Genomic DNA, 17,896 nt, shown 5'->3' with positions numbered 1-17,896 from the left:
GCGGGTTCGGTGAGAGGTGCCCGCACGCGACCGGGCCGCGATCTCGCGGACGAGATCGCGGCCCGGTGGACGGTCAGGCCCTACGCGGGACCCGGCCGTATGGATCAGGCGTGGCTGTAGATGTTCTCCCAGCCACTCTGGTAGCCGTTGAAGTGGCCGTGGTTGCCCCGCCCCACCTTGACGTAGATGTGCTCGGCGTCCTTACCGGAGAAGGAGTGGAAGCCGGGCCGCTTGGAGCAGTTCTTGAAGCTCTTGAAAGTGGTCGAGCCGTCGAAGCCCACGACCTTGAAGGTCTCCCAAGCGCAGAAGTGCCTGGGCTTGCCCCACCACTTGTGGTTGGTGAGCTTACTGTCGACGGTGTAGTGGTATGTGTCCTCCCACTTCCACGCGCGCTTCTTGAACCACTGCTTCACCCACTTGCACTTCTTCTCACCCTTGTACCAGGTGCACTTCTTGACGATCTTGGAGTACTTCTTCCAGTACCACTTCTTCTCTGACTTCTTCTCCACGGTGACCTTGCCTTCGGCCTTCGCCTTCTCGTCACCGGAGTAGTACGGCCCCCAGCTGTCGGCGTAGAAGGGGTCCGCGGCGGTGGTCGTGGCGACGGTCTGGACGGGGGTCACGGTCGCGGCGCTGGCCATCGCCGGAGTAGCCGTGGCGAGCAGGGCGGCGGCACCGGCGCCCAGGAGGATTCGGCTGGCGAATCGCATTTCGAGGGTTCCTCTCGGGAGTGAGGATTTTGACACCCACGTTGTACGATGCGCCGATTGCCCGTAACTTTCACTTCACTTAAAAGGCGAGGCCACACCAATGATCAAATAAAATCACTTGCCGGATAAATCATAAAACAGGGGTAAATGATCAGTGCGACAATCCGGTCAGTTACGCGCGAGACGGCGGGCGACGGTGTCACCCAGGGTCTGCACGAGTTGCACCACGACGACCAGCACGACAACGGTGACGATCATGAGCGTGGTCTCGAAGCGCTGGTAGCCGTAGCGGATGGCCAGGTCCCCCAGTCCTCCCCCGCCGATCGCCCCGGCCATCGCCGAGTACGAGATCAGCGCGACCACGGTGACCGTGAGCCCCGCGACCAGGCCGGGCATCGCCTCCGGCAACAGGACCTTGCCGACGATGGTCACCCGTCCCGCCCCCATGGCCTGGGCCGCCTGCACCCTGTCCCTGCCGACCTCGCGCAGCGCGGTCTCCACCAGCCGGGCGAAGAACGGTGCCGCGCCGAGGGTCAGCGGGACCACCGAGGCGATGGTGCCGATGGTCGTGCCGACGATGAGCCTGGTCAGCGGGAGAATCGCGATCATCAGCACGATGAAGGGCAGCGAGCGGCCGATGTTCACGATCAGCCCGAGCACCCGGTTGAGCGCGGGCGAGGGGAACAGCCCGCCTCGGTCGGTGGCGACCAGCGCCACCCCGAGCGGGAGACCGAGGATCACCGTGAACAGGGTCGACCACAGGACCATCTGGACGGTCTGGCCGGTCGACTCCAGCAGCAGCGGGAGCATCTCTTCCCAGGTCATCGGGCCTCCTCGACGAGCAGGCCGCGTCCGGCCAGGTAGGTGAGCGCGGCGGCGCGCTCGTCACCGGTGACGAGCAGGCGCAGCCGTCCCGTCGAGAGGCCCGCCACCTCCTCCAGCGCCCCGCCGAGGATGTTGACGTCGACGTCGAACTTGCGGACCACCTGCGAGACCACCGGCTCACCGGCCTGCCCGGTGAAGGTGATCGTGACCTGACCAGGCTCCGGCTCGGGAAGGGGGAACAACTCGGCGGCGAGCCTGGAGCCGGGCCTGGAGATCAGCTCGGGGATGGTCCCCGACTCCTCGACCACGCCGTCCCGCATGATGGCGACCGAGTCGCAGATCGACTTCACGACGTGCATCTCGTGGGTGATCAGCAGGATCGTCAGGCCGAGCTCGCGGTTGAGGCGCTTGAGCAGGGCGAGGATCGACTGCGTGGTGCCCGGGTCGAGCGCCGAGGTGGCCTCGTCCGACAGCAGGACCGGAGGGCTTCCCGCCAGCGCGCGGGCGATGCCGACCCGCTGCTTCTGCCCGCCCGACAGCTGCGCGGGGTGCGCCCCCGCCTTGTCTGCCAGCCCGACCAGTTCCAGCAGCTCGGCCGTACGCCTGGCACGCTCGGCTTTGGCCACCCCCATCACCTCCAGCGGGAAGGCGACGTTCCCGGCGACCGTGCGGGAGGAGAGCAGGGCGAAGTGCTGGTGGATCATCCCGATCCGCTGCCGGGCCCTGCGCAGGTCACCCTCCTTCAGGCCGGTCAGCTCCTGCCCCGCCACGGAGACGGTGCCGGAGGTGGGTCGCTCCAGGAGGTTCACGCAGCGCAGCAGGGTGCTCTTACCGGCGCCGCTCTGCCCGAGCACGCCGAATATCTCACCCTCGCGGACGTGGAGATCCACCCCGTCGACGGCGACCACCTCTCGGCCCCGATCCTGATAGACCTTCCGCAGGCCCGACACATCGATCACAACCGGTTCCCAACGCGTCTGCTTTTACCCTAATTCCCGACATGTTATGTGAAACCAATCACTTGTCAGAAATATCCGCATATGGGACACCACCCATGACCGTACCCGGTCGCGCCGAGGTCCAGCCGGGGCCGGTCACGCCGATACCGATTCCGCGGGATCGTCCCGATGGACGGCCGTGCCCGATCGCGAGCTAGTCATGCCGGTACGGATCCCGCAGGAGGGTGATCCGCTGGGCGAAGTCCTCCTTGATCACCCGCATCCTCTCCCCGGGCGCGTAGAAGCGGCCCTTGGTCTCCCCGTACGGCGTCAGCCAGCCCTTCGCCGCCAGGTCACGCAGGTCCCTGACCGCCTGCCCCTGACTGAGCGTCTCGTCCAGCTGGTATCTGCTCCGGCGCAGTCGCCGGTTGACGAACACCTCGTACAGCGCCGAGACCGTGCGGGGGTTGAGCCCGTCGGCGTCGACCCGCTCCTCCAGGAGCATCCACACCTCCCCCGCCTCCGAGAGTCTCCGCCGGACCTGCTGGGCCTGGAGGTGGTGGGCGCGCAGACAGAAGCGCACCCAGTGCAGCGTGTCCTTGTGCGGACTCCAGGTGCGCCTGACCACCGCGGCCAGCGTTCGGTAGTAGTCGACGGTGTTCTCGGCGCCTCCCAGCCATTCCTCGATGGAGGAGAACTCGGGGGTCGTGATCCGGTCCCTGCCGAGCACGAGTGTCTGGAGCGCCCGCGACATGCGGCCGTTGCCGTCGCGCCAGGGGTGGATGCTCACCAGGTTGAAGTGGGCCATCGCCGCCCGCACGTAGCTCGGCGCCTCCAGGTCGCCCTCGTTGAGCCAGACGACCAGCTCGGTCATGAGCTCCGGCACCCGCTCGGCGTCCGGACCCTCGTAGACGACCTCTCCGGTGGCGGAGTTGCGGACGTAGATGACACCGGGCCGCACCGTGCCCGGGGTCTTGTCATGGTGATGGCCGATCATCATGAAGTTGAGCGCGTGGAGCAGGCCGGCGTCGAACGCGAACACCGGGGCGCGGGAGAGCATCTGGATGTAGGTGAGCGCCTGCTGGTAGCCGGAGATCTCCCTGGCGACCGCACCGGAGGTCTCCAGCGGCTCCTCACCGGCCATGATCGACTCGATGTCCTCGACGCTGGCCCGGTAACCCTCGATCGAGTTGGATCCCTGGATGGCCCGTGCCTGGAGCTGGCGCCGGAGCTGGCCGTCCCAGCGGTGGCTCTCCGCGAGACGGTATTTCAGGTCGCGGCGCATCTCCTCGATCTCGCCGAGCACCGCTTCATCGACGGCCTCCAGTGAAGGTGTTCCGTACAGCATGGAGCCCATGCCATCATGACCAGATCATTTGGTCAATCGACTTTATGATTCGTTCATTTATGTTCGTTAAGCCTGTTTCATCCGGGAACAACGCGGACGGCCCGCCCTCTCGTCGTAGAGGGCGGGCCGACACGGGGAGCGCGGGTCAGGCGGCGGCGCGCTCGGCCACCTTGGCCGGGGTGAGCGCGATCTCCAGGACCTCGCGCACGTCGCTCACCGCGTGCACGGTGAGCTCGTCGCGGACGGCCTGCGGGACGTCGTCCAGGTCGGGCTCGTTGCGCGCCGGGATCAGCACGGTCGTGATGCCCGCCCGGTGGGCGGCGAGCAGCTTCTGCTTCACCCCGCCGATCGGGAGCACCCGGCCGGTGAGGGAGACCTCGCCGGTCATCGCCACATCGGCGCGGACCTGACGGCCCGACAGCAGCGAGGCGAGGGCCGTGATCAGGGTGACGCCCGCGGACGGGCCGTCCTTGGGAACGGCTCCGGCCGGGAAGTGGACGTGCACCGAGCGGTCCTTGAGGGAACCGACGGGCAGCTCCAGCTCCGCGCCCCGCGAGCGCAGGTAGGAGAGCGCGATCCGAGCCGACTCCTTCATGACGTCGCCGAGCTGACCGGTGAGGGTCAGGCCGGTGTCGCCGGTCTCGGGGTCGGCCAGGGACGCCTCCACGTAGAGGACGTCGCCTCCCGCCCCGGTGACCGCGAGGCCGGTGGCCACGCCGGGCACCGCCGTACGCTGGCTGGACTCCGGAAGCGAGGACTCCGGCACGTTGCGCGGGCGGCCCAGGTAGGGGACCAGATCCTCCACCGTCACGGGCAGCTCGCTCTCGCCGAGCGCGACGTTCGCCGTCACCTTGCGCAGGATCCTGGCGATCGAGCGCTCCAGGGAGCGGACCCCGGCCTCCCTGGTGTACTCACCGGCGAGCCTGCGCAGCGCGTCCTCGCCGACGGTGACGTCTTCCGCGGTGAGACCGGCCTTGTCGAGCTGGCGCGGAAGCAGGTGGTCGCGGGCGATGGCGACCTTCTCGTCCTCGGTGTAGCCGTCGAGCGTCACGATCTCCATGCGGTCCAGCAGCGGGCCGGGGATCGCCTCCAGCACGTTCGCGGTCGCCAGGAAGAGCACGTCGCTGAGATCGAGCTCCACCTCCAGGTAGTGGTCGCGGAAGGTGTGGTTCTGCGCCGGGTCGAGCACCTCCAGAAGCGCGGCCGTGGGGTCGCCCCGGTAGTCGGAGCCGACCTTGTCGACCTCGTCGAGCAGCACGACCGGGTTCATCGAACCGGCCTCGCGGACGGCCCGGACGATCCGGCCGGACTGTGCCCCCACGTAGGTGCGCCGGTGACCGCGGATCTCGGCCTCGTCGCGCACGCCGCCGAGGGCGACCCGGACGAACTTCCTGCCCATCGCGCGGGCCACGGACTCGCCGAGGGAGGTCTTGCCGACCCCGGGAGGACCGGCCAGCGCGAGCACGGCGCCGCTGCGGCGCCCGCCGACCACGCCGAGGCCCTTCTCCGCCCTGCGCCCGCGGACGGCCAGGTATTCGATGATGCGGTCCTTGACGTCGTCGAGGCCGGTGTGGTCGGCGTCGAGGACGGCGCGGGCCGCGGCGATGTCGTAGGAGTCCTCGGTCCGCTCGTTCCAGGGGATGTCGAGGACGGTGTCGAGCCAGGTGCGGATCCAGCCGGTCTCGGGAGACTGGTCGGAGGTCCGCTCCAGCTTGTCGACCTCCTTGAGCGCGGCCTCGCGCACCTTCTCGGGCAGGTCGGCGGCCTCGACACGGGAGCGGTAGTCCTCCTCTTCCGAGGCGGAGGTGTCACCGTTCAGCTCGGCGAGCTCCTTGCGGACCGCGGCGAGCTGCTGGCGAAGCAGGAACTCGCGCTGCTGCTTCTCCATGCCCTCCTGGACGTCCTTGCGGATCGTCTCGGCCACGTCGAGCTCTGCCAGGTGCTCGCGCGACCACTCGACCAGCTTCTCGAGCCGGTCGGCCGGGTCTGCGGTCTGGAGGATCTCGGCCTTGCGCGGGACGCTCAGCCAGGGGGCGTAACCCGAGTTGTCGGCGAGGATCGAGGGGTCGTCCATCTGGTTGACCGCGTCGACGACCTGCCAGGCGCCCCGCTTCTGCAGGATCGTGGTGGCCAGCGCCTTGTACTCCTTGGCGAGCTCGTGGGCGCGCTCGCCCGCCGCGACGGCGGGAATGCGGGTGGCCTGCACCCACAGGGCCGCGCCGGGGCCGGTCGTGCCGGCGCCCACGCGCACCCGGTCGACACCGCGCACCACGGCAGCCGGCTCGCCTCCGGGGAGCCTGCCCACCTGCTCGACGATCGCCCTCACGCCCACCGAGCCGTATCTGCCGTCGATCCGGGGAACGAGAAGGACCTCGGGCTTGTTGTCAGCGAGAGCCTGCGCCGCGTCGATCGCGGCCCGGACCTCGGTCTCCGACAGGTCAAGCGGGACCACCATGCCCGGCAGCACGACCTCGTCGTCGAGCGGCAGGACCGGGAGGATCAAGCTCTCACTCATGTGAACTCCAAGGGTTGAGTTATACACACTCAATTAATGGGAGTCCGATAATGTTCCCGGCGTTGAGCCTGTTCGCTGTGAGCGATCGTAATTGTGTAATCATGGCTGCTCGGACAACTCGACCGCTTCAGGAGTGCGCGTACACCGGACCGCGTCGGCAGAGGGGCAGGGAAGAACGCGCCTCAGGGCCGGAGGACGGCCGATACGCCGCCGGGCGCCCCTGGTGAAGAGCGCCCGGCGGCGAGACGTCCGGCGCTCGCGCGGAGCCGTCTCACCGTCATCGAGCACGAGGCCGACGTGGGGCACGTCCGGTGCCCGCGCGCGGAGCCGTCAGGGGTTCGAGGAGTTCTGGGGCGAGACGACGGGGAGGACGGGAGGTTCGAAGCCGGCACCCGTGAGCGGATCCCCGGTCGACTGGGTCAGCAGCAGGCGCGTGGTCTCCAGTAGATGATCGTGCATGGCCTGTGCGGCCCCCTGGTTGTCACGGGCCTGAATGCGCTCCAGAATGCGCTCGTGAACTCGCCAGATGTCGGTGAGCGTCCTGGTCCGGGTCGTGGACAGGCCTCGGGCGGACATCTGGGCGCGTGTCGTCGCGACGCTCTGGGTCACCCGCTCGTTGCCCGCTCCTTCCAGGATCAGCTGATGGAACTTCACATCCTCCTCCTGGAAGAGGCGCTCGTCCCCGATCTCGACCGCCTTGCCCATCTTCTCCAGCGCCTCCGAGACCGATGCGATCTGGTCGTCGTTCATCATGGTCGCGGCACGATAGACCGAGGGGACCTCGAGCAGGAAACGGATCGAGTAGATCTCCTCGATGTCACGCGTCGTCATCTGGAGGATCCTGACACCGCGGCTGCGTTCGAAACTGACGACCCCATGGGTGGCGAGTTGGAGGAGAGCCTCCCGGACCGGTGTCCTGGACACCCCCAACTGGGCGGCGATCCCCACCACGGAGTGCAACGTGCCAGGTGCCAACTCGCCTGTCAGGATGGCCCGGCGGATGACTTCGAACGTCTGAGTCGTCAACGTTGTCTTATCCGTCGAAATCTGTTCCATCCGGCATGGCTCCTGGTGTTTTGATCTACAGCGTCTGACGTGACGCTCAATGATGCCCCTGCTGAATCAGAAACGCATCGAGAGAGCGACATGCGGCGTGTGGCATGGCGGCCGTTTCAGAGAAATGATAGATCGGCTCCCTCGGTGGCCGGGAGTACCGTCTGCGCGTACAGTCGCCGCCAGCCGCGTGCCGGCAGTTCAGGCGGGACGAAGTCCGCGCGGCGCCGCTCCAGTTCGTCCTCGTCCACGAGCAGGTCGAGTCGCCGGGCCGCGACGTCCAGCCTGATGAGATCGCCGTCACGGACGAGCGCGATCGGTCCCCCGGCCGCGCTCTCCGGAGTGCAGTGCAGCACCACGGTGCCGTAGGAGGTGCCGCTCATCCGCGCGTCGGAGACCCTGACCATGTCCCGGATCCCGGCGCGGGCCAGCTTGGCGGGGATGGGCAGGGCACCGGCCTCCGGCATGCCCGCGGCGACGGGTCCCGCGTTGCGCAGCACCAGCACGTGATCCGGCGTGACGTCCAGATCCGGGTCGTCCAGGATCCGGGCCGCGTCCTCCGCCGAGTCGACGACCAGCGCGGGTCCGGTGTGGTCCATCAGGTGAGGGCTCGCGGCGGCGGTCTTGATGACCGCGCCGCCCGGGGCCAGCGTGCCGTACAGCACCGCCAGACTCCCCGCCGCTCCCAGGGGGTCCTTCAGCGGGCGGATCGTGGTCTGCCAGTCCTGCCGGGCGGGGGTCTGCTCGATCAGCGATCCCAGGGTGCTCCCCGAGACCCCGACGGTCTCCGGTTCGAGCATGGGCTCCATGACCTTCAGCAGCGCCGACAGCCCTCCTGAACGGTGGAAGTCCTCCAGGTATCCCGATCCTGCGGGCTTGCAGTCGACCAGGAGCGGCACCTCGGCGCCGATCGCGTCGAAGTCCCTGAGGTCGAGCGGCACCCCGGCCCTTCGTGCCACGGCGGTCAGGTGGATCAGCGCGTTCGTCGATCCGCTCAGCGCCGAGAGCACGCGGATGGCGTTGCGGAACGCCGCGGGGGTCATGATCTCCCTCGGCAGCGGACCTCCCGACCGGCCGAGTTCCACGGCACGGCGGCCGGTCTCGACACCGTGTCGGAGGCGGGCGCCGGTGGCGGCGGGCGGCGTCGCGCCCCCCGGCAGCATCATGCCGAGGGTCTCGGTGAGACAGGCCATGGTGGAGGCGGTTCCCATGACCGCGCATGTTCCCGCGGTCGACACCAGTTCGTTGCGAACACCGGTGATCTCCGCCTCGTCGAGTTCGCCGCCGCGGTGCCTGCCCCAGAAACGCCGGCAGTCGGTACAGGCCCCGAGCCGCTCGCCCTGCCAGCTGCCTGTCATCATCGGCCCGACGACCTCGAGAAGTACCGGCTTGTCCGAGGAGGCCGCGGCCATCAGCTGGGCCGGCACGGTCTTGTCACATCCGCCGAGCAGGACCGCGGCGTCCATCGGAAGCGCGCGGATCATCTCCTCGGTGTCCATCGCGAGCAGGTTGCGGAACAACATCGTCGTCGGGGAGGTCAGGATCTCCCCGAGCGAGATGGTGGGGAACTCCATGGGAAGGCCGCCGGCCTCCAGGACTCCACGCCTGACCGCCGCCAGCAGGGCGGGCATGTCGCGGTGGCAGGTGTTGTAGTCGGACTTCGTCACCGCGATCCCGACGATCGGCCGGTCCAGCGCCACGTCGTCGTACCCGCTGGAGGCCAGGAAGGCACGCCGGAGGTACTTGCTGAAACCGTCATCACCGTATGACGTGCGAGCCCGGTCGATGACCGATTCGGTCGGGGGCGTCGTATTCATGGCGGGTGGACCTCCGGGGGTCAAACCGATCGGGGGAAGAGGAAGGAAGAGGGGGCGTCAGTGCCGGAGAGGCATGGCGAGCGGACGCGTGGGAGCACCGGTCGCGCCACGGAGCTTCAGGGAGGCGGCGACGAAGGCGAATTCATGGAGCCCGTCCGCCGAGAGCTGCTCGCAGTCGACCACCTCCATGATGGGGACGCCCGCTTCTCCCATGAGATAGGTGTGGACGACCTGCCAGTTCTCCTCGTCCGCGGCCGGCATCTGCTCCAGGGCGAGGGTGTCGCCGCCGATGACCGAGGCGCCGAGCCGGGCGAGGAACCGGGCCCCTTCCAGGTTCAGGCCAGGACTGTTGTCGATGTAGGCGTCGATCTTCGGCCAGGCACGCATCCGGCCCGTGCGCACCAGCGCCACGTCACCGGGCCGGAACTCGACGTTCTGACGCCGCAACGCCTGGCGGAGGTCTTCCTCACCGATCCCGTGGTTGTCGGGAAGCATGTCGACACCGTGCAGCGCGGCGATGTCGAAAAGCACGCCGCGGGCGATGATGGGAGGGATCTTGTCCGCACCGCACTTGGTCCAGTGCCGGGAGCTGATGTGGTCCTGCGCGGAGAAGCCGTTCCAGATCTGGCCGTTGTACCCGAAGTGGTTCAACGTGTCGATGTGGGTTCCGCAGTGCGTGTACATCGAGATGGCGTCGCCGGAGTAGGAGACCAGTTCGTTCTGCTCGCGCCCCATTCCGGTGATGTCGTCCAGGATCGTGCCGGCCGGGGTGTGCGTCATCCACTGCTGGAAGCCGGGGTCGCCCGCCTTCGTCCACGAGGGCATTCCGACGAAGTAGTCCACCGACAGGTCGATGGCACTGCCGCCGTCCGCCCGTCGCAGCACCTCGCGCGAGGCCTCGGGGGTGAGCAGGTTCAGCATGCCGATCTCGTCGTCGGGACCGAATGGGCTACGGGTGACCTCTCGGAACTTGGCGCAGTACGCCGCGATCCTGTCTCTGGTCGCCTCACTGATGAGTGCGGGCCCGCACATGGTGATGTCCGCCTTCCTGTTCGATCCGCTTACCGGCCCGAGGGCACCGAGCGGGTGATCTCGCCGTACATCTCGGGGCGGCGTCCGGAGAACACCGGGAGTTCGAACCGGCCGGGTTCGATGATCAGTCTCTTCGTCCGGGCCTTCCGCACGTCGATCTCCGCTCCGAACAACCCCTCCTCCTGCCCGGCGTCCACCAGCACCGCTCCTGAGGGCGCGATGATCTGGCTCCTGCCGATGAAGGGGGTGCCCGCCTCGGAGTCGGGGCGGTCGGCCACCGCGAGATAGGTGAGGTTCTCCAGCGCGCGCACCCGTGTCACGTGGTCGGCGAGGATGTCCGACCCCGCGGGCCAGTTGGTGGGCATCGCGATGACGTCGGCGCCCTGGAGCGCGAGCTCGCGGGCGGACTCGGGGAACCTCAGGTCGAAGCAGATCATCACACCGACCCTGCCGAAGGGGGTGTCGACCACCCTGGGCGCGGTGCCGCCGCCCTGTTCGACGAAACGGTCCGCACCGAGGTAGGGCAGGTGCTGTTTACGGTACCGGCCGATGATCCCGGAGGGCCCGATCACCAGGGCCGAGTTGTGGACCTCCCCGTCCGTCTCCTCCAGGAGACCGACCACCGCGTGGATGGAGCTCTCCCGGCAGGCGTCCACCACGCGGCCGATCCGCGGATCCGCGACGTTGAGCGCGGCGGCGTAGGTGTCGGCGCGGGAGTCGAACAGGTAACCGGTGAGCACGCATTCGGGGAAGACCACCAGCCGGTGCCCGGCCGCGGCGCCTGCCCGCAGGATCTCAACGACTCGATCGACGTTCGCCGCCACATCCGTTCGGTCGACGCTCATCTGAGCCACACCGATCGGGATGCCGGATCCCGTATCCAAACCGGGCAATGTGCACCTCTGATGTCCATGAGGGAGTGAACACGGCTCAGAGTTGCATGCAGCATGCTGCACGTCAAGCGCAGCATTCACCATTGACATGCAAAGTGCTGCATGCAATGGTGACTCGACCGATTCGGACATCGCACCTGAGAGGTAATGAGTCATGCCAAAAGTAGTTATCCTCGCCGGTGCCGTGGGCGGGATCGGCGCCGCGACGGCCCGCGAATGCGCGGCAGCCGGTATGTCCGTCCTACTGACGGATCAACGGGCCGAGCTCGCGGAGCGGCTCGCCGCCGAACTCCGCTCGAACGGCGCGGACGCGGTGGCACACGGGCTGGACGTCACCGACGAGGAGGCCGTCGCCGGGACCGTGCGGATCGCTCTCGACCGGTGGGGCCGGATCGACGGTCTGGTGAACTGCGCCGCCACCATCGTGGCGAAACCGCTGGTCGACACCACACTCGCCGAATGGGAGCGGGTCATCACGATCAACGCGACCGGCACCTTCCTGCTGAACAAGCACGTGGTGAGCGCGATGCTCGCCCAGGGGTCACCGGGCTCCATCGTCAACCTCTCCTCGATCTCGGGGACGGTCGGCCTGGCCAACCAGGCCGCGTACTGCGCCTCCAAGGGTGCGGTGTCGCAGCTGTCCCGCCAGATCGCCGTCGACTACGCCGCCGCCGGGATCCGGTGCAACGTGGTCAGCCCCGGGTCCGTGGTCACCGAGCAGTTGGAGACCTACCTCGGCTCCCAGCCCGATCCCGAATCGGCTCGGCGGCACCTCATCGAAGGCCACCCGATCGCGCGTCTCGCGGAACCGCAGGAGGTGGCCAAAGTGGTCCTTTTCCTGCTGAGCCCCGCCGCCAGCTTCATGACCGGGGCGGACGTGGCGGTAGACGGCGGCTACACCGCCGTCTGAAAGCACCGGCGTACCTCCTCCTCCATCCCCGGCTCACGCAGTTTCCAGGAAGGGAACCGGAAATGTCTCGGCATACGACCTTGCCGCCGACGAGGCGCACCGCTCCCGGTGGACCGATCGACCCGCGCCGCCTCCTGACAGGCCGGTTCTCCTCGATCTGGCTGATCACGCTGCTGCTCTTCGCCGCCAGCCCGCTGATCTCCCCCGGCAGCCTGTCCGGCTCCGCCGTCCTGTCGATGCTCCCGTTCGCCGCCGTGATGGCGATCGCCGCGCTCGGCCAGACCCTCGTCGTCTCCCAGGGCGGCATCGATCTGTCGGTGCCGGGGGTGATGGCGCTGGCCGCGGTCCTGGCGACCAAACTGCCGACGGTCACGAGTGTGCCGGTCTGGGCGGCGGTCGCGATGGGGGTCGCGGCGGGCGCGGTGAGCGGTCTGATCATCGGTATCGCCGTGGTGCGGCTGTCCATCGCCGCGTTCGTCGCCTCCCTCGCGGTGAACTCCATCCTCATCGGTGTCGTCCTGCAGGTCTCCAAGGGGTTCCCCGCCTCTGCCGCCCCCGGCCTGAGCGCCTTCGCCGTCGGATCCGTGTGGGGCGTCCCCAATCTGCTGCTGGTCGCCATCGTGGTGGTCACCTTCGCGCACTGGGGTGTCCGGCACACGGTGCTCGGCCGTCGCTTCATCGCGGTCGGCGCCGGGCGGCCTGCGGCGCGGCTGCTCGGTCTGCCCACCGGCTCCTACGAAGCGGGTGCCTACGTGGCGGCGGGTATCTGCTACTCGCTGGCCGGCGTCCTGCTCGCGGGTTACCTGCGGACCCCGGACATCCTGCTCGGGAACACCTACCTGCTCCCCACGATCGCGGCCGTCGTCCTGGGCGGAAGCCTGCTGTCCGGCGGCATCACCAGCCTGGCCGCCACCGCCGTCGCCGCGCTGTTCCTCACCCAGCTGGACCAGGTGGTCCTCGCCGCCGGCGCCTCCACCGCCACCCAGCTGCTCGTCCAGGCAGGCGTGCTCGCACTGAGCGTGGTGGCCCGCGGAGTGCCCTGGGGCGCCGTCCGCACGCGGCTGAGAACCCGTTCCCCCGCTACCCGATCCGTGCCGTCATCACCGTGAACGGCGAGCTTCCTCCCCTCCCCAAGAAGTGTCACCCCCGACAGGAGATCGCAATGCCTCCCAGCAAACCTCGATTCCGGGCCCGCCAATCGGCCGCCGTTCTGGCACTCGCGCTCCTCGGCGCGGCGGGCTGCGCCGGCGGCCCGGGTGAAACGAAGGCCGCCGGCGGTGTGCAGGACGTCTACAGCGACATGGCCCGGACCGGAGACGTCTCCCAGCTCCGCCCCATGACGGACTTCTGCGGCACCAAACCGGTGAAGGTCGCGCTCGCCGACGGTACCGGCGACAACGCCTTCAGGAAGACGGCCCGCGCCGAGTTCGAGGACGAGGCGAGCAAGTGTCCCAACATCACCGTGCTGCCGTACGCCGACGGTCAGAACAACCCGCAGAAGGCGATCAGCGACATCAAGGCCCTGGTCGCCCAGGGGGTCGAGGCCCTGGTCGTCTTCCCCGACGCGGGCGAGGCGCTGCTGCCGACACTGCGCGAGGCCTACAAGGCGGGCGTGCAGGTGGTGCCGTGGACGGCGAACCCGGGAGGCAAGCCGGGCCAGGACTACACCACGTTCGTCGGCCACAACACGGTCAACGACGGCGTGACGTGGACGCGCTGGATGTGCGAGAACCTCGGGAGCAAGGGCGGCAACGTCGTCTTCCTCGGCGGTACTCCGGGCAACACCCAGAGCATCACCGAGATGGTCGGCATCGAGAAGGAGCTCAAGGAGAACACCGCCTGCGCGAGCGTCAAGCTGCTGAACGAGCCCGGCAAGCCGATCGACACGAACTGGAACCCGGCCCAGCTGCAGAAGGTCGTGTCCGGACTGCTCACCAAGTACCCGGCCATCGACGGTGTGATCACCGACTCCGGTGACGCGTCGCTGGGTGGCATCCGCGCCTTCCTCCAGGCCGGTCGGCCCCTGCCGTTGTGGACCGCCAACGACCTCAACGGCTTCGCCTGCGCCTGGAAGGAGAACTCCGCCAAGCAGCCGACCTTCCAGACCGTGACCGTGTCCTCGCGTACCTGGATCATCCGCCTCGCACTGCGCAAGGCCGTCGCCGCGCACCAGGGCATCAAGAACGACGAGCCCGAGATCATCAACATCCCGATCTTCGAGAACACCCTCGACACGACGAAGCCCCCCAAGTGCGACCCCGATCTTCCCGCCAGCGCGATCCTGTCCTCCGAGCTTTCGCCGGAGCAGCTCAAGCAGGCCTACAACTGATCACTCGTTGTGTTCCGCCGGGTGCGTGCTCGGCGGAACACATTGAGCCTGAGTGAGGAGTGATCCTTCGCATGGCCGATTCGAACGCTGGACTGGTTCTCCGCGGGGTGACCAAACGCTTCCCCGGCGTCGTCGCGCTCGACGGCGTCGAGTTCCAGGCCCATCCGGGCGAGGTGCACGCCCTGGTCGGAGGTAACGGCGCCGGGAAGTCCACGCTCATGGCCGTGGCCTCCGGCGCACTGGCACCCGACGCCGGCACCGTCGAGATCGCGGGCTCGCCGATGCGGCAGCAGTCCCCGATCGCCGCCCGGGAACAGGGCCTGGCCATCGCCTTCCAGCATCCGGCGCTTCTCCCCGACCTCACGGTCACCGAGAACCTCCTGCTGAGCGTGCCGAAACGGCTGCGGCCGTCATTCGGCAACGCTCAGGACTGGGCTCGGGAACAGCTGCTCGTCATGGGGATGGACATCGACCCGGCCGTCGCGGCCGGGCGGTTGACCCTGGCCGAGAAGCAGGCGGTCGAGATCTGCGGTGCCTTCGCCTGCGAGCCCAGCGTCCTGATTCTCGACGAACCGACCGAGCCCTTCATGGCGGCCGAGATCGAGAGACTCTTCGAGCAGGTCAGGCTCGCCGCGGCCCGCGGCATGACGGTGATCTACATCAGCCATCGGCTGCCCGATGTGATGGCCCTGTCCGACCGGCTGACGGTACTGCGCGACGGACAGGTGCGCGGAACCTTCCTCTCCTCCGAGGTATCCGAGCAGGAGGTCATCACCCGCATCGCGGGACGCGAGATCGAGGCGCTGTTCCCACCGCGCCCCTCATCCGTCGGCGACGTCGTGATGGAGGTCAGGGACCTGCGCTCGGACCGGCTCCGGGGGATCACCACCACGCTGGCCCGCAACGAGGTTCTCGGCCTCGCCGGCGTGGAGGGCAACGGACAGCGCGACTTCATCCGGTCACTCGGCGGCGCCGACCCGGTGACCGGCGGCGACGTCATCGTCTCCGGTCGTCCCGTCGATCTCGGCAGCCCACGTCGTGCCCGGCGTGCCGGCGTCGTGCTCATGCCTCAGGAACGGCACGTCGAGGGCGTCGCGACCGTACTGTCGGTCAAGGAGAACCTGGGCGTCGCCGCCACGGGTCAGACGGCGGTCGCCGGTGTGGTGCGAGGCTCGGCGGAGAACTCGATCGTGGCCGAGGAGATCAGCCGACTCGGCATCAAGGTGGCCTCGCCCGAGTCTGCCGTGGAGCACCTGTCGGGAGGAAACCAGCAGAAGGTCGTACTCGGCCGGGCGCTGCTCTCCGCACCCAAGGTGCTGCTCTGCGACGAGCCCACCCAGGGCATCGACGTCGGTGTCCGCTCCGACATCTACCACCGGCTCCGCTCCACCGCCGAGTCGGGAACACCCGTCGTGGTGCTCAGCTCGGACAACGTCGAACTGGCCGGGTTGTGTGACCGGGTACTGGTCTTCTCCCAGGGGCAGGTCGTCCGCGAGCTGACCGGCGACGAGATCTCCGACCACTCCCTCACCGAGGCGTCCCTGACGGCCGCGACCTCGGCGCGGACGGCGGATTCCTCGGTACGGACACGAGGCACGGGCCTGTTCGGCGGAGTGCGGCGTCTGCTCTCCAGCGAGCAGGCACCCAGCGCGTTCCTCGCGATCGCGATCGTGCTGCTCGCCGCGGTGAGCGCGACCCGTAGCGACCGCTTCCTGTCCGAGTTCAACATCGCGAGCATGCTGGGACTGCTGGCACCGGTACTCTTCCTCGCCGCCGGCCAGCTCATCGTCATCCTCACCGGGGGGATCGACCTTTCCGTCGGACCCCTGAGCGGAGCCCTCGTGGTCATCGCGTCGTTCTACATCCTCGACGGGTACGGGGCCGGCTGGTGGATCCTGGGCTTCCTGCTGATGATCCTCATGGCGACCGGTGTGGGTCTGGCCAATGGGGCGATGGTCAGATTCGCCAGGGTGACACCGGTGGTCGCCACCCTGGTCACCTACACCGCGCTCCAGGGATTCTCCCTGTTCATGCGGGACTCGCCTGGAGGCTCCATCGCCACCTCCGTCACCGAGGCGCTCAGCGCGCGCATCGGCCCGATTCCCTGGGCTGTGATCGTCGGTGCCGCTCTCCTCGTCCTGCTGGAAGTGATGTCCAGGCGCTCCATGATGGGGCTCAGGTTGCGGGGTGCCGGCTCGTCCGAACACGCGGCACGGAACCGGGGCATCCCGGTGGCACGTGTTCACCTGGTCGTCTATCTCGCCAGCGCGCTCTTCACGGTGCTCGGCGCCCTGCTGCTGATGGCACAGATCGGCGTCGGCGACCCGACTGCGGGCATCAGCTACACGATGGCCGCCATCACCGCGGTCGTCCTCGGCGGGGCCTCGATCTTCGGGGGCAGGGGCAGCTTCGTCGGCGTCCTGTTCGGAGTCGTGCTCCTGCAGCTCATCCAGAACACCACGGTGTTCCTCGGTCTGTCGCAGTCGTGGCAGTACTGGATGCTGGGCCTCATGGCACTGGGCGCGACGGCCGTCTACTCACAGGTCCGCACCGCGCGAACGTGACAGGCGGACGGCCACGCGCCTCCCGGCGGGCAGCCCGGATCACGGGTGCCCGACATCGCGACCGGCTGCCACCGGGACCATCGGGGCCCTCTTTGGCCTCCGGTCACGCTGTCGGGCACACCTTGACCGTTCAGAGGGGGCGTGTCATCGGGTCGGTCCCTCCCTTAGGACTGAGCGCACACGATCCCGTTGATCGACAAGGCCGCCGGGGTGGGGTTGGCTCCGCCATGGGTGCCCTGGAAGCCGATGACCCGGGACTGCCCGGGAGACAGGTCCTTGTTCCAGGCCAGGCCCTTGGCCGTCACCGCGGTTCCGGTCTGCGACCAGGTGGCCGACCAGCCCGAGGTCACCCGCTGACCCGGGTCGGCGAAGGTGAAGGTGAGCCGCCAGTCGGTGAGGGGGGTGGAGCCGGTGTTGGAGACCTTGATGTTCGTGCTCATTCCGGTGCTCCACGGCCAGGAGGTGTACTCCACCTCGCAGCTGCCGGTCGGCGTCGGCGTGGGTGGGATGGGGAGGTCGTTGTAGATCTTGACGGCCACCGTTCCCGACGGAGGGCTCACCTCGTTCAGGGGGTCGACGGCCACGACGTACAGGTGGTATGTCACCGACTCGACGCCACGTGGGGGAAACGGAAGGTAGACCGTCCCCTCGGTCGCCGCGGACTGGAAGGTGGCCACCCGGACGGCCGTGCCGTTCCTGTCCTCGTACACGTAGTAGCAGGCGATGCCCTGCGGGTCGGTGGAAGCGGCCCAGCTCAGGCGTACCGAGTTGAGCATGACGTTCAGGACCGTCGGCGTTCCCGGCGCGGTCGGCGGGCTGCTGGAGGGCGCCGGGGTCACCGGGCCCGTATGGCACGGGGGAGCACCGGACGGAGCGGGCGACGGCACCGGTGACGGCGCGGCCGTGGCGCTCCCTGCCGCCAGGAGGACGAGAGCCGCGGCCATCATTCCTCCGGTGACCCA

Annotated in this window: 14 protein-coding genes; 4 read left to right on the top strand and 10 right to left on the bottom strand. The window is 68.4% G+C overall.

The features are described 5' to 3' along the window. Nucleotides 1-104 precede the first annotated feature (104 nt). The 9 genes from ABZ664_RS09635 to ABZ664_RS09595 form a co-directional block, all read right to left on the bottom strand. Nucleotides 105-710, bottom strand: a complete 606-nt coding sequence (locus tag ABZ664_RS09635; protein ID WP_362505652.1) for a hypothetical protein — start codon at nucleotides 708-710, stop codon at nucleotides 105-107. Nucleotides 711-878: 168 nt separating this feature from the next. Continuing rightward, nucleotides 879-1,535: a methionine ABC transporter permease gene (locus ABZ664_RS09630; protein WP_350943662.1), complete on the bottom strand. Its 657-nt coding sequence runs from the start codon at nucleotides 1,533-1,535 to the stop codon at nucleotides 879-881. Beyond that, complete coding sequence (locus tag ABZ664_RS09625) at nucleotides 1,532-2,494, bottom strand: ATP-binding cassette domain-containing protein (protein WP_362505648.1); 963 nt, start codon at nucleotides 2,492-2,494, stop codon at nucleotides 1,532-1,534. The genes ABZ664_RS09630 and ABZ664_RS09625 overlap by 4 nt, the downstream gene beginning before the upstream one ends. 193 nt (nucleotides 2,495-2,687) lie before the next feature. Then, a complete protein-coding gene (locus ABZ664_RS09620) occupies nucleotides 2,688-3,830 on the bottom strand; it encodes a Fic family protein (RefSeq protein ID WP_362505645.1) in 1,143 nt (380 codons plus the stop codon). Between the two features lie 136 nt (nucleotides 3,831-3,966). Continuing rightward, nucleotides 3,967-6,336, bottom strand: a complete 2,370-nt coding sequence (gene lon, locus ABZ664_RS09615; RefSeq protein WP_362505642.1) for an endopeptidase La — start codon at nucleotides 6,334-6,336, stop codon at nucleotides 3,967-3,969. Nucleotides 6,337-6,666: 330 nt separating this feature from the next. Further along, nucleotides 6,667-7,362 carry a GntR family transcriptional regulator gene (locus ABZ664_RS09610; protein ID WP_362505639.1) on the bottom strand — a complete coding sequence of 232 codons (696 nt, stop codon included), beginning with the start codon at nucleotides 7,360-7,362 and terminating at the stop codon, nucleotides 6,667-6,669. A gap of 146 nt (nucleotides 7,363-7,508) precedes the next feature. Next, nucleotides 7,509-9,206: a dihydroxy-acid dehydratase gene (locus ABZ664_RS09605; protein ID WP_362505636.1), complete on the bottom strand. Its 1,698-nt coding sequence runs from the start codon at nucleotides 9,204-9,206 to the stop codon at nucleotides 7,509-7,511. 57 nt (nucleotides 9,207-9,263) lie between these two features. Then, complete coding sequence (locus tag ABZ664_RS09600; protein ID WP_362505633.1) at nucleotides 9,264-10,238, bottom strand: cyclase family protein; 975 nt, start codon at nucleotides 10,236-10,238, stop codon at nucleotides 9,264-9,266. Nucleotides 10,239-10,267: 29 nt separating this feature from the next. Then, nucleotides 10,268-11,215, bottom strand: a complete 948-nt coding sequence (locus tag ABZ664_RS09595; RefSeq protein WP_362505630.1) for a carbon-nitrogen hydrolase family protein — start codon at nucleotides 11,213-11,215, stop codon at nucleotides 10,268-10,270. Nucleotides 11,216-11,285: 70 nt separating this feature from the next. On the opposite strand from ABZ664_RS09595, the gene ABZ664_RS09590 reads away from it, so the two are divergent. The 4 genes from ABZ664_RS09590 (at nucleotide 11,286) to ABZ664_RS09575 (ending at nucleotide 16,934) form a co-directional block, all read left to right on the top strand. After that, a complete protein-coding gene (locus ABZ664_RS09590; protein WP_362505628.1) occupies nucleotides 11,286-12,041 on the top strand; it encodes an SDR family oxidoreductase in 756 nt (251 codons plus the stop codon). 62 nt (nucleotides 12,042-12,103) lie between these two features. Then, nucleotides 12,104-13,150: an ABC transporter permease gene (locus tag ABZ664_RS09585; RefSeq protein WP_362505625.1), complete on the top strand. Its 1,047-nt coding sequence runs from the start codon at nucleotides 12,104-12,106 to the stop codon at nucleotides 13,148-13,150. Between the two features lie 53 nt (nucleotides 13,151-13,203). Next, nucleotides 13,204-14,370, top strand: coding sequence for a substrate-binding domain-containing protein (locus ABZ664_RS09580; RefSeq protein ID WP_362505623.1), 1,167 nt, complete (start codon nucleotides 13,204-13,206; stop codon nucleotides 14,368-14,370). 71 nt (nucleotides 14,371-14,441) lie between these two features. Next, nucleotides 14,442-16,934, top strand: a complete 2,493-nt coding sequence (locus ABZ664_RS09575) for an ATP-binding cassette domain-containing protein (protein ID WP_362505620.1) — start codon at nucleotides 14,442-14,444, stop codon at nucleotides 16,932-16,934. A gap of 164 nt (nucleotides 16,935-17,098) precedes the next feature. Here the strand turns inward: ABZ664_RS09575 and ABZ664_RS09570 are convergent, their stop codons facing one another. Then, complete coding sequence (locus ABZ664_RS09570) at nucleotides 17,099-17,773, bottom strand: cellulose binding domain-containing protein (RefSeq protein WP_362505617.1); 675 nt, start codon at nucleotides 17,771-17,773, stop codon at nucleotides 17,099-17,101. Nucleotides 17,774-17,896 lie beyond the last annotated feature (123 nt).

The organism is Streptosporangium sp. NPDC006930 (assembly GCF_040635605.1).
In the GTDB taxonomy this organism is placed as follows: domain Bacteria; phylum Actinomycetota; class Actinomycetes; order Streptosporangiales; family Streptosporangiaceae; genus Streptosporangium.
The sequence above is the reverse complement of the archived record's forward strand: the minus strand, read 5'-3'. Positions and strand labels throughout refer to the sequence as shown.